17 protein-coding genes, 2 tRNA genes and 1 pseudogene are annotated in these 12,033 nt (G+C 37.9%); 9 read left to right on the forward strand and 11 right to left on the reverse strand.

What is annotated here, in order from left to right:
* From BCG07_RS15955 to BCG07_RS16000, 10 genes and pseudogenes are all read right to left on the reverse strand, one after another.
* Positions 1-491 (reverse strand): annotated as a pseudogene (locus tag BCG07_RS15955) (carboxy terminal-processing peptidase); the annotation flags it as partial.
* A 25-nt stretch (positions 492-516) separates the two neighbouring features.
* On the reverse strand, positions 517-1,164 hold the full coding sequence (gene proQ / locus BCG07_RS15960) for an RNA chaperone ProQ (RefSeq protein ID WP_243530644.1): 648 nt from the start codon (positions 1,162-1,164) through the stop codon (positions 517-519).
* 15 nt (positions 1,165-1,179) lie between these two features.
* A complete protein-coding gene (locus BCG07_RS15965) occupies positions 1,180-1,458 on the reverse strand; it encodes a hypothetical protein (protein WP_006792822.1) in 279 nt (92 codons plus the stop codon).
* Positions 1,458-1,916 carry a free L-methionine (R)-S-oxide reductase MsrC gene (gene msrC / locus BCG07_RS15970; protein ID WP_006792823.1) on the reverse strand — a complete coding sequence of 153 codons (459 nt, stop codon included), beginning with the start codon at positions 1,914-1,916 and terminating at the stop codon, positions 1,458-1,460. Before msrC ends, BCG07_RS15965 begins: the two co-directional genes overlap by 1 nt.
* 128 nt (positions 1,917-2,044) lie before the next feature.
* Positions 2,045-2,425 carry a hypothetical protein gene (locus BCG07_RS15975; RefSeq protein ID WP_008127308.1) on the reverse strand — a complete coding sequence of 127 codons (381 nt, stop codon included), beginning with the start codon at positions 2,423-2,425 and terminating at the stop codon, positions 2,045-2,047.
* Between the two features lie 170 nt (positions 2,426-2,595).
* Positions 2,596-2,844 (reverse strand): hypothetical protein, encoded by a 249-nt coding sequence (locus BCG07_RS15980; RefSeq protein WP_243530647.1) that lies wholly within the window; start codon positions 2,842-2,844, stop codon positions 2,596-2,598.
* A 20-nt stretch (positions 2,845-2,864) separates the two neighbouring features.
* Positions 2,865-3,668, reverse strand: coding sequence for a CPBP family intramembrane glutamic endopeptidase (locus BCG07_RS15985; protein WP_243530650.1), 804 nt, complete (start codon positions 3,666-3,668; stop codon positions 2,865-2,867).
* A gap of 118 nt (positions 3,669-3,786) precedes the next feature.
* The gene (locus tag BCG07_RS15990; protein ID WP_286891069.1) at positions 3,787-4,626 is read right to left on the reverse strand and encodes a LytR/AlgR family response regulator transcription factor; all 840 of its coding nucleotides are present in this window, start codon (positions 4,624-4,626) and stop codon (positions 3,787-3,789) included.
* Positions 4,627-4,896: 270 nt separating this feature from the next.
* Positions 4,897-4,987: transfer RNA gene (locus BCG07_RS15995), tRNA-Ser, on the reverse strand.
* A 51-nt stretch (positions 4,988-5,038) separates the two neighbouring features.
* Positions 5,039-5,129: transfer RNA gene (locus BCG07_RS16000), tRNA-Ser, on the reverse strand.
* Between the two features lie 249 nt (positions 5,130-5,378).
* Between BCG07_RS16000 and BCG07_RS16005 the strand changes: the two genes are divergently transcribed.
* The 7 genes from BCG07_RS16005 to BCG07_RS16035 are packed head-to-tail and all read left to right on the forward strand — an operon-like array spanning position 5,379 to position 8,515.
* Positions 5,379-6,044 (forward strand): Bax inhibitor-1/YccA family protein, encoded by a 666-nt coding sequence (locus BCG07_RS16005; RefSeq protein WP_006792828.1) that lies wholly within the window; start codon positions 5,379-5,381, stop codon positions 6,042-6,044.
* A 55-nt stretch (positions 6,045-6,099) separates the two neighbouring features.
* Positions 6,100-6,453, forward strand: coding sequence for a sulfurtransferase complex subunit TusD (tusD, locus tag BCG07_RS16010; RefSeq protein ID WP_286891071.1), 354 nt, complete (start codon positions 6,100-6,102; stop codon positions 6,451-6,453).
* Positions 6,450-6,806, forward strand: a complete 357-nt coding sequence (gene tusC / locus BCG07_RS16015; RefSeq protein ID WP_286891073.1) for a sulfurtransferase complex subunit TusC — start codon at positions 6,450-6,452, stop codon at positions 6,804-6,806. Before tusD ends, tusC begins: the two co-directional genes overlap by 4 nt.
* Entirely contained in the window at positions 6,803-7,069 is a 267-nt protein-coding gene (locus BCG07_RS16020) for a DsrH/TusB family sulfur metabolism protein (protein WP_006792831.1), read from the forward strand. The genes tusC and BCG07_RS16020 overlap by 4 nt, the downstream gene beginning before the upstream one ends.
* A gap of 3 nt (positions 7,070-7,072) precedes the next feature.
* Positions 7,073-7,402, forward strand: coding sequence for a TusE/DsrC/DsvC family sulfur relay protein (locus tag BCG07_RS16025; RefSeq protein ID WP_006792832.1), 330 nt, complete (start codon positions 7,073-7,075; stop codon positions 7,400-7,402).
* The gene (locus BCG07_RS16030) at positions 7,402-8,085 is read left to right on the forward strand and encodes a pseudouridine synthase (protein WP_286891077.1); all 684 of its coding nucleotides are present in this window, start codon (positions 7,402-7,404) and stop codon (positions 8,083-8,085) included. The genes BCG07_RS16025 and BCG07_RS16030 overlap by 1 nt, the downstream gene beginning before the upstream one ends.
* Positions 8,078-8,515: an NUDIX domain-containing protein gene (locus BCG07_RS16035; RefSeq protein ID WP_286891079.1), complete on the forward strand. Its 438-nt coding sequence runs from the start codon at positions 8,078-8,080 to the stop codon at positions 8,513-8,515. Before BCG07_RS16030 ends, BCG07_RS16035 begins: the two co-directional genes overlap by 8 nt.
* Positions 8,516-8,707: 192 nt before the next feature.
* Here BCG07_RS16035 and BCG07_RS16040 read toward each other — a convergent pair whose 3' ends face one another.
* Positions 8,708-9,979 carry a sensor domain-containing diguanylate cyclase gene (locus BCG07_RS16040; protein WP_286891081.1) on the reverse strand — a complete coding sequence of 424 codons (1,272 nt, stop codon included), beginning with the start codon at positions 9,977-9,979 and terminating at the stop codon, positions 8,708-8,710.
* 343 nt (positions 9,980-10,322) lie between these two features.
* Between BCG07_RS16040 and mnmA the strand changes: the two genes are divergently transcribed.
* Positions 10,323-11,423, forward strand: coding sequence for a tRNA 2-thiouridine(34) synthase MnmA (mnmA, locus tag BCG07_RS16045; protein WP_286891082.1), 1,101 nt, complete (start codon positions 10,323-10,325; stop codon positions 11,421-11,423).
* On the forward strand, positions 11,423-12,025 hold the full coding sequence (gene hflD, locus BCG07_RS16050) for a high frequency lysogenization protein HflD (protein WP_006792838.1): 603 nt from the start codon (positions 11,423-11,425) through the stop codon (positions 12,023-12,025). Before mnmA ends, hflD begins: the two co-directional genes overlap by 1 nt.
* Positions 12,026-12,033 lie beyond the last annotated feature (8 nt).

Below are 12,033 nucleotides of genomic sequence, written 5' to 3' on the forward strand. Positions count from 1 at the left end.
ATCTCGTCTAGCTCTGCTTGCGATGTTGGCCACGTTGCATCTTCACGATCAAAAAAGTATTCATCTTGTTTTTCGAACGTCATTTCATTTTCTAATAAAGAAAGTGAATATTCGTAACGTTCAAAACGGCGCTTTAGGCTTAAATTAAAAATATCAAACGTGAAGCCTAGCTTGCCGGTAGTTAAAGCGTTGTCAAAGCTATCGCGATATTGCTCAAAGGATGCAATATCACTGGCTAAAAAAACGCTTTTATTAAAATCAAGGGATTCGATGTAACGATCGTATACTTTACTAGAAAGTTCATCGTTAAATCGAACCGGGATATAGTGTGAACGAGTAAATAAGCTTGCCACGCGCTTACTGGCAGTGCCATGTTGACTTTCCTGCTTGAGTAGAGGTAAATCATCAATGGTGACAGGCTCTACAGCAGCAAATAATGAACCTGAAAACAGGGCTGCAACTACCGGAATGAGCGTAAACTTTTTACTCATACAAACTCCTTAATTTATGTACAACTTAAACAGTGTATAAGCTGTCTGCTTTGGTTTTAACTTGCATACCAGTCACTAATTCAACATGAACGTCGTCTTTATTTACTTCAGTGATTACTGCATTTACAAGTGCTTGGCCTAGTTTAACTTTAACCTTGTTGTTAACCTTGACCTCTGTTGCTGGTAAAGGTTCAATTTTACCTGAACGTTTAGCGGGTGCAGATTTAGTTGCTTTGCTAGCTGACGCATTTTTATCAGCGCCCTTGTTTGCATGTGCAGGCTTTTTCTTAAAGTTTTTAGAATCTGAGTCTTGACGTGGACGCTGTTGTTTTTTTCGCTTCGCCATTTTTGCACGGCTTTCTTCTAGTGCTTTTTGAGCATGATCAATGTGCTCTTGCTCAACTTTTTCACCTTCATTGCCATCAAGGTCAATACGAAACTCCGATTTTGCCACAGCTTCTAAATAACGCCAGTTAGACGTGTATTTTCTTAGTGCTTGACGAACTTGAGTCTTGCTTACTTTTTCAGACCCTTCAATACGCTCAGCAATATCTTTAAAAATACCGACTTTAAGCGGTTTGATACCGTCTTTTTGTTTAAAACATTGTGGAAATTCTTGGTACAAGAACTCCAATACTTCATTAATATCTTTTAGCTTGTTTGTGGTTTCCATTTTAGAACCTATTTTTCACATCTTTTCATCAAGGGACGAATCAACATAGTGTATTACCCAGTCGACCAATTCTTCGAAATCGGCTTCAAGTACAGCCATATCACCTCGAAGGTGTTCCCAAATACCATTTATTATTTCATCGATTGATTCACAATCTAAATCATCTGGGAGTTTGTCCCAAGCAATGTGAATCAAATCATTGAGCGTTTCCGCTACATGTTCTTCTTCTCCTTCCCAATCGCCTACATCTTGTATAGCAAACAGGTAGTCCTGAACATTTAGCAAATCTTTCATTACAAGCTAGCCTCAAAGCATTTAACCAATGCTTCTAATCCCGCTTTGTCATCAGTGTCAAATCTAGAAATACTAGGACTATCAATATCTAGCACTGCAAATATTTTACCATGTTTCATGATAGGTACAACAATCTCAGAGTTCGATGCTGCATCACAGGCAATATGCCCATCGAAGGCATGAACATCTTCAATTAGTTGTGTTTGCAACGTAGCTGCAGCCGTTCCACATACACCCTTTCCAACTGGAATACGGATACACGCTGGGTTACCCTGAAATGGGCCTAGCACTAATTCTGACGGCGAATCAATAAAGTAAAAGCCCGCCCAATTTACATCCTCTAAAGAGGTAAATAACAGCGCGCTTATATTTGCCATATTAGCAATTACATTCGACTCACCGGCAATCAGCGATTCAGTTTGTTTAACTAATGACTGGTAAAAATCGTGCTTTTGCATACCAAACTACTTCTTATTAAACATACAGTAGCTAAAGGTACTCTTTGTGATGAAAAATTGGAACCTTTTGCAGGTAAAAAAAAGGAATTTCCGTAGTTTAAAAGCGTCCTTGGTTAATAAAGACGCGATTATGATTTTGAAGTTTTACGAAGACCAAATAAAAACAGCCCTGCCGCTATTGCTGACATAACACTATTTATTAAAAATATTTCGCCTGTGGAGGCACTTAAAAGAAAGCTAAAAATAGCACCACCAAGTAAACCAAGCGTTAAAACACCGGAATAGTTTACTTTTGAATATTTAAACATTAATAAATAGCCTGGGACAACAAATGCAGCCATTGTTAAGCCAACAATATGCGCATTAGATATGGCTGTCATCAATAATGAAAAAAATATAGAGACAAATTCACCTTGTAGCGTTATTGAATAATAAATACCTAATAGGCTACCCACAATCACAGGAGAAAGTAATGAAAGCGCAACGCTTTTTGCTAATTGGTGTTTCATTTAATAGTCCTTAACAACACACTTAAACTCTATTTATAAGCATGCACCAAGAACCCAAAGTTAGAAACAGAGACTATGGTCGTAAATTACGAATAAAAATAAACCACTTTACGCCATCAACTCATCACTTTTTATAAGCGTAAAGTTTTAAGCTCAAAACAGCTCAGTTGTCATAACTGAGCTATTTGGCTTGAGAGTTCAAAACGACGAGAAGTTACAATTTCTTCTAGCACCGCCAACCTTTCGTTTAAGACTTTTGATTGTTTTTCTAATGCTACGATCTTTGAAGCATCAATAGCACTTTGCAATTTTGCTTGTGTCTCAACCTTTGAGGTTTTATAACTGAAGTAGCGCTTAAGGGCTGCCAATAACAGAACGGGTGAGCTAAATACAATAATAACTATAAATAATTCGAACATAATAACTCCTGCATTTAATATTAATTTACTGCACACGCAGCTGAATGAGCTCGGGTTTGAAGCAATTTACATAAAACTACTTCGCGTGGTTTACCTTTTCGAATTAGCATCTCTACATACACAATACTTAATACAATTGCTGTTGCCTTAAATAGATTACCTTGTAAATCCCCTGCTGCCCCACCTGACATCCCAAAGATCCCGTAAGCCGCATTCATAAAAATATGCATCCACATTGGGAACCAAATACGGTATCCACATTCGCAATACAGCCACGCAAACCAAGTCCCTGCAATCGTTGTTACCGTAACTGCCATCACTGCAGATAAAGGGTCATTGCCTTGATAAATGTGCCCCATACCAAATATCACAGAACTAACTAACGCTGCAGGTATAAAGCCCCAACGGCAGTATTTAAATAGCACACCAAATAATGCAGCTCTAAAGATAACCTCTTCAAAAAAACCGGCATAAACCGAACCCGTAATGATCGCTGATATCGAAAGATGAAGTTCACTACTTAAAAATGCATACCCTAGAGTCATAGGAATACAACAGAGCAACGCTGCAAGTGTATAATTAATGAATCCATCAGAGCTAAGTCCTATTGACTCAAACAACCTCTCTTGTTTAAACAAAACAATGGCAGCAGCAACTAACGGACCATATAAAAAGGTAAATTTAGCGGGAATGAATAAAATATCAGTTTGGTTATCAATATTAGATAACCAGCTAGACCAACCATCTCCCCAAAAATGCCTCATTACGTAGTGACAAAATATAAATATAGTAATTATTAGAAACGCATGCATAGCGTGTTTCATACCTCTTTTCCTCGTTAAGTTGTTAAATTCAACTTAATCCTGGCAATAGCATAAGCACAAAGCGACTCATTAGGGCTTAGCTGCAATTTAAGGTATAAAACTCACTGTTTTGGGGTGGTTAACATGTTTTTGGGGCTAACAACAAAGCGTCTTTTATTGTTTTAACGTAGGTGCGAGACACTGGTATTGTAACATTTGATTCATTAAGTGATAACTGTAACCCACCTGCGTTACCACTATAATGCTTAACGCTTTGTAAGTTGATCGCATAAGAACGGTGGCATTTTATAACAGATGTATTGTGAGGTAGTTGTCTTAACAATCCTGTAAGTGATGTTCGTAATAAACTCTGAACTATTTTATCACCATCAAAAATGGTGATTTCACAGTAATTATCAGCAGATTTAATAAATAAGATGTGATGGTGAGCAACTTTAACCTCATCATTTTTATTTTCGCCTTTTAGTGAGATTGTCTCTAACGCAGTTTCTTCTATCCGCGTTTGATTTTCGTCAGCTGCGCTTGAGGGTATTAAATTTTTTACGTGCCGGTTTACCAGAAGTAAAAATATAAGGGGAAATACACCAATACAAAATATATATCCCACGAAGAATAATTGATTTTGCCAGTGCCAAGACCCCAGCACTGCAACCACAAAATACCCGTGATTAAATAATGCTGTTATCAGTAAATATGTAAAAGGAATAATAGTTAAATGTTTTAACTTATCATTAAAGTTTATTTTGAGTAATGCGATTTCAATTGCACCCGATAGGAGCAAAGCACAAAAGGTGACTAACCCATATCCAGATAGCCGGAGAAACTTATAGGGTTCGCTATCGTTTGAAGTACCAAACGGTTGAAAAATAAAAAGTACAAAAAGTGTTATAAACGAGAACATAACAGCACGATATATAACTAACTTCCTTGATTCTAAGTCATCTTTTAGCCACAACATCCTATTTTATATACCTTTAGTTTTGAGATATTTAAAAGTAACACACATTAATATGCGCATTCTATTGCATTTAAACTCTTTTTATAGTGATTTTTAATCGGCAAGAAAGTCAAACATGAAGCTAAATAAACATTGTTTCGTGATGTAAAATATACATATTAGCGTTCAATGAACTTTAGATATGACTCGTGGATAAAAAGCGGGTCATAATTAAGTGAGGAATTTTGTTTCCAATACAAAAAGCCCGCTGTTTAGCGGGCTTTAATATAATGGTGGAGAGATAGGGATTTGAACCCTAGATAGGCTACAAACCTATGCCGGTTTTCAAGACCGGTGCATTCGACCACTCTGCCATCTCTCCTAAAGTGCTATAAACTACAAGTAAGAGTGTACTCATAGTTATTGTAATAAGTGGTGGAGAGATAGGGATTTGAACCCTAGATAGGCTACAAACCTATGCCGGTTTTCAAGACCGGTGCATTCGACCACTCTGCCATCTCTCCGCACGGCCTGCATAATAGGGAAACCCGTTGGCTTTGTGAAGCTTTTTTTTAAAAAAATTGCTTAAGTGCTTAAAAAACAACTAATTTGTTCAAAGATAAAACAAAAACTTTCTTTTTGGTGGTTAAATGAACTTTAATTAAAAAATTAGTGTCTATTGATCCACAAAGGTTTGCCCAAACATATAAGAGTTGGTAATCTAATTTTAGTTAAATTATCGAAACACACGTTTCACTTAAAGGAGCTCTACAATGGCGTTTAATCAATCGTACAATACCGCTAAACCGGTAATGTCTACCATTGAAACAAACAAGGTACTTAAAAACACCTACTTTTTACTTGCGATGACACTTGCATTTAGTGCAGTGACTGCCGGTATCTCAATGGCACTACAATTACCTTACTTTATGGGAATTGTGTTCACACTGGTTTCGTTTGGTTTATTATTTGTTGTAAACAAAAAAGCTGACACCGCATCTGGTGTATTTTGGGTATTTGCTTTCACAGGTTTAATGGGGGCTGGTTTAGGTCCAATGTTAAACCATTACGCTGCCATGCCTAATGGCCCAATGCTTATAATGCAAGCTCTTGGTTCAACAGCACTTATTTTCTTTGGTCTATCTGCATATGCGCTCAACACCAAAAAAGACTTCTCTTTTATGGGCGGCTTTTTAACGGTTGGCCTAATTGTGGTTATTGTTGCAAGCATTGTTAACATATTCATCGGTAGTTCTTTAATGTTTATGGTGCTTAACGCTGCGGTTGTATTAATTATGTCTGGCTTAATTTTATTTGATACAAGCCGCATTATTAACGGCGGAGAAACTAACTACATTCGCGCTACAGTATCTTTATACCTAAATGTGTACAATCTATTTACTTCACTACTGCACCTACTTGGCGCAAGTGATGACTAATTAAATAGTTCTGTTAAAATAGCCCCTTTATTGGGGCTTTTTTATTGGAATTGTTTTGGCACGATTTGTTCTTTCATTACACACACCACCATCAGATCACGACACCAGCCAACGCATAATTAAGTTTGCTAATGCGTGTTTATCTCAAGGGCACACCATAGACGCAATATTTTTGTATCAGCAAGGCGTTTATCATGCATCAACACATTTTGACTTAGCCTCTGACGAGCTTCAAATTAGCGCATTATGGCAGACGCTATCAAGTCAAAATATTAACCTTATGCTGTGTGTAACCGCGGCAGAAAAAAGAGGCTTAGATACGTCAAACACAGGCGTATTTTCTGTTGCAGGTTTAGCTGAATTCGCAATGCTTGTAAGCGACGCTGATAAGTGGGTGCAATTTAAATGATTAATGTATTAGTAATGAGTCAAAGTAGCCCATTTGATGATCTTAACCTGCGAGATGCCCTCGATATGACGTTAATTTTTGCAGCTGTCGATCAAAACATAAGCTGGTTATTTAGTGGCCCCGCTGTTTTAGCATTAAAAAAGAATCAAACCCCTTCCACCATAGGTATTAAAGATTTTTTTAAAAACATAAAAACGCTAGAAGTTTATGACGTAGAAAACATCTATGTATGTGAAAAATCGCTCCTTGATTATGGCCTAAGTAAAACTGATTTACTCATAGACGCGCACGCGGTTACATTTGATGAACAACAAACACTTATCAAAAAACAACATCACGTGGTGACCTTATGAGCACACTACATATTTTTTCAAAACCATTAAATTACTATTCTGCTAACCAGCTAGAAAACTTAATTTGTGCTGATGACCGTATATTGCTTTTAGGTGACGCATGCTTTGCTAATAAACAATTTAAACAATTTTCAGACACCCTCTTAGTACTTGAAGAGGACGCACTCGTTCGTGCAATTAAGCTATCAAATAACGACACTGCCATTAGCTATGACGAGTTTGTGTCTCTTACTTTAACCTCTACGCAATTAATTACTTGGTAACCCATGCTTGAATTTAACCAACAAACAATAGACACAGATAAGCAAGGTTATTTACTCGACCATACACAATGGTCTAAGCAACTAGCCCCCATTATTGCAGAGCAAGAAAACATATCGCTTAGCGAACAACACTGGGAAGTGATTAACTTCGTCCGCGAATTTTATCTTGAATACAACACAAGTCCAGCCATCCGCATGCTAGTAAAAGCCATGGCCAAAGCACTCGGAGAAGATAAAGGTAATAGTATTTACCTTTATAAATTGTTTCCAAAAGGCCCAGCTAAACAAGCTACAAAAATTGCTGGATTACCAAAACCAGCAAGGTGTATTTAATGAGAAGTAAATCGAGTAACAAGCAAGCCCCCGCTTCCTCAACCAAGCGTAATACGGGTCGCACGTATTCTAGAAGTGCAATTAAAAAGCCTACAAACAAAAGAGAAATAAAACCTCAAATAGACGCTAAAGACAAAAAAATTGTACTTTTTAACAAGCCATTTGATGTGCTTTGTCAATTTACAGACGATGCAGACAGAAAGACGCTAGCTGAATTTATTCCTATCAAGGATGTATATGCTGCAGGACGGTTAGACCGCGATAGCGAAGGTTTATTGCTGCTCACAAACTGCGGGAAACTACAAAATACATTAACAGCACCTAATAAAAAAACCAATAAAACGTACTGGGTTCAAGTAGAAGGTGAGCCTTCGACTGAGTCAATACAAGCTTTGTGTAAAGGCGTTGAGCTTAAAGATGGGCTCACACTGCCTGCTAATGTAAAAATGATAGAAGAGCCTAACATTTGGCAACGAACTCCCCCTGTCCGTGAACGAAAGTCTATACCTACCTCATGGCTCAGTATTACCATTAATGAAGGTAAAAATAGACAAGTTCGCCGAATGACAGCTCACATTGGCCATCCTACTCTTAGGCTAATTCGTTACAGCATAGGTAATTACACTTTAGACGACATTAATACTGGTGAATATAAAATCATTAAAGGTAGCATTAATGCATAAACCAAATGTAACAGTAGCCGCAATAGTTAAAAACCATAACGAATACTTATTAGTAAAAGAACGCGATAAATATACTAAGCAAATTTGCTATAATCAACCGGCTGGTCATTTAGAAAAGAACGAAACACTAGCTCAAGCAGCAAGCCGCGAATTATATGAAGAAACAGGTTTATCGCTCACCCCTACAGGCTTTTTAGGTGTTTATAACTTGTACGCTGACAACGGCGTTCATTACCTAAGGTTTTGTTTTTTATTTGATGCTAGTGGCACCAACCAACAACTCAACCCTATTGATGATGATATTATAAGTGCCCATTGGTTTAACCTAGAGAAAGTTAAATCTTTACCACTGCGAAGTCCGCTCGTTCAAAAGTGCATTGATGACGCGGTGACGCGTCCGCTATTAAGCTTAGATACTATTTACAACTAATAAAAAATTAAGGCATATTAATGGTGTGTTTTAAAGTTTACTCTGCCTAGAGGGATTACTTAGTGACGTGGGGTGTGTAATTGCTCCAGCCTATTCTTCTGACTTGCATCCATGTAAGGATAAGTAAACATAGAGCAAAACTTTCACGCCATCGCTACCCCCTCACCTAAACCTTTGTAATAAAAATTTAATCTAACTTTCAGAGTGTAATGCAATACAGTTTCGGCCTTGGTCTTTTGCATAATACAGTGCGTTGTCGGCTCCTTTAACAAAGCTTACCTTATCGTCTTGGGAACTAGCCGTTGAGTTAACGCCCATGCTCACTGACAAAAAGCCACTGTAGGTATCCTCATGCACAATTGCTAAAGCTTCAACGGCCTTTTGTATTTGCTCAGCAATAAATAATGCACCTTCCTTATCAGTATCAGGGAGCAATACAACAAACTCTTCACCACCATATCTGGCAACAAAGTCTTCAGGACGATTTACTGTCGATGCAATAGTTTGAGCCACTTCATATAAGCAAGAATCCCCAGCCAAATGTCCGTAACGGTCGTTAAACTGTTTAAAAAAATCAACATCAATAATTATTAACGATATTGCCCCTTCACACTCCTTCGCTTTATCAAATTCATGAGCAAGTTTTTCATCAAATCGACGTCTGTTGGCAATTTTGGTTAATGAGTCCAAAAACGCCATATCCCTTAAAATATCCTCAGCCTCTATTCGCTCGGTTGCATCTTTAAATACGGCTAAAAATTCTTCGCCTATCTTTATGCCCGATACCTCCATAACCACTTGAGTGCCATCACTACGTGCAACTGTGTAGTTATTGGCAGGTATATCGTCATTACTACTTTTCGCTTTTTTCAAAGCTTCAGACCATAAATTTTGAGCTTGCACTCTGTAGTGCGGATCTGGGTAGGCCTTTTTCCACCATGCATGTAGGTTAGGCACATCCTCAACAGTATAACCAAACACATCTACAAACCGTTGGTTTACCCTAAGAATATCACCGGTTTTGCTACACACATTACACACTGGCATATGGAGCACTGAAAATAATTTAGCATAGTGACTTATCTCATGTTTTCGCATTGGGTTTAAGGTACTGCGTGATAAAAAGCTCATCGGCATTTCTTTACTTTCAGCGCTCAATTGTTCATGCATTTGTAAAGCAAAATACCATTCTAGCCACCAGTGTTCTAATTTATCTAAAAGCTTCATTTCGAGGCTAAGCACTTCTGTAGTGTTTTTAATTAAATTAAACAAATCACTGATTTGGTGATGAGATTGCGCTTGCTGAGCATGCTTGAGTTTTATTAGTTCATAAAAAAGATGGTAGGCTGACTTTTTTAATTCTTGCAGGTTTATGATTAAAAGCTTATTTGAGATGAGATTTACTTGGTGTTTGTTTTGTTCTACAAACGATCTAATTTTATTAATTTTGTATGCGTGATTCATATATTCATTCCATTGATTATATTTTACAGCTTATTGAATGGGCTAACCCATCAAACTTTATTATTAATGAGTGTATATATACTCTAATCACTTTTAAAGAACTTATTATTAATTTTTAACATATGGCTCGTATTTTGTTCTTTACGTTAAGCGTAGAATTAGAATCAACTTTTATCAAAAAAATGTTATGTAAGCGCCTTAGGTATCTTAGCTATTTATTATATTAATAAATTACTCACTAATTGTAAGGTTTGCCTTGTTAGTCTCTTTAAGCGCAAACAAAATACATGCTATAATCGCGGCCTTTCCAAGTTAACAGTAATCTGTATAAGCGAAATTATTCATGAGCGAAAATAGTCACATTAAAGTCATCGTTGGCATGTCCGGCGGTGTTGATTCTTCAGTATCTGCATATTTGTTACAACAACAAGGCTACCAAGTAGAAGGCCTGTTTATGAAGAACTGGGAAGAAGACGACAATGACGAGTATTGTGCCGCTGCAGAAGACCTAAAAGATGCGCAAGCCGTGTGTGACAAGTTAGGTATCGAACTTCATACTGTTAACTTTGCAGCTGAATATTGGGATAACGTATTTGAATACTTTTTAGAAGAGTACAAAGCAGGCCGCACGCCTAACCCCGATATTATGTGTAATAAGGAAATCAAATTTAAAGCCTTCTTGGAATTTGCTGCACAAGCACTCGGAGCTGACTTTATTGCGACAGGCCATTATGTGCGTCGTGAGCTTCGGGACGACAAATATGTAATGTGCCGTGGTTTAGATAACAACAAAGACCAGAGTTACTTTTTATACACGTTAAGTCATGAACACATTGCTCAAACGCTTTTCCCTGTAGGCGATATCGCCAAGCCAGAAGTTCGCCGTATTGCTGAAGAGCAAGATTTAATCACACATGATAAAAAAGACAGCACTGGTATTTGTTTTATTGGTGAACGTAAGTTTAAAGACTTTTTACAAAAGTTTTTACCTGCACAACCAGGTGTTATTGAAGACACTGAAGGTAATAACGTTGGCGAGCACGAAGGCTTAATGTACCACACACTTGGCCAACGAAAAGGCTTATTAATTGGCGGTATGAAAGAAGGCTCAGGCGAACCTTGGTACGTTGTAGACAAAGATGTCGAGCGTAACGTACTTATTGTTGGCCAGGGTAAAGACCACCCTCGCCTATATAGTAATGGTTTAAATGCTAACCAACTTCACTGGGTAGACCGTGTAGGTCCAAAAGGAACAACGCGTTGCACAGTTAAAACACGTTACCGTCAAGAAGATATAAAGTGTACTTTGCTTGTTGGTGATGACGGTATGGCCCGTGTGTTATTTGATGAACCTCAAAAAGCGGTTACACCAGGTCAGTCTGCAGTATTTTATGCGCAAGAAGTTTGTTTAGGCGGCGGTATTATTGACTCGGTGATCAAGTAATGAATGAACACCAAGTTATGGCGCTTGCCGCTATGTGCCAAGCCGCTAAACAAGTACAAAAAATAGCGCAATACGGCAGTAATAATGAACACGATTTAGACATATTACTTTCTAGTATTGTACAAACATCGCCAGCATCACCAGAAGATGTATATCAAGGCACTCACAATTTACGAGATGGCTACAAAACGTTGATGGAACAGCTATCAGCGGGCGCTCAGAAAGACGTTGAGATTGTAAAATATGTAGGTGGCTTAATGCAGCTTGAGCGAGCACTTAGCGCAAACGACAAAAGCTTAAACGAATTAGGTAAACGTATTGATGATATTCATCGTCGTTTAGACCATTTTGCTATAACCGATGACACCGTTGTTGCCGGTTTGGCAGATATATACTCGTCGGTGCTAAGCCCCCTTGGGCACCGAATACAGGTTTATGGTAAACCCGAGTTATTAAAACAGCAACTCACTCAAAATAAAATCCGCGCATTACTACTTGCCGGCATCAGAAGTGCAGTATTGTGGCGACAAATGGGCGGTAAACGCCGTCATTTTTTCTTTGCAAAAAGAAAAATAATCGCCATTGCTAAAGCAAAAATTTAATTATCGTT

The sequence above is a fragment of the Pseudoalteromonas sp. ESRF-bin5 genome (assembly GCF_002632075.1).
GTDB classification, from domain to species: Bacteria; Pseudomonadota; Gammaproteobacteria; order Enterobacterales; family Alteromonadaceae; genus Pseudoalteromonas; species Pseudoalteromonas marina.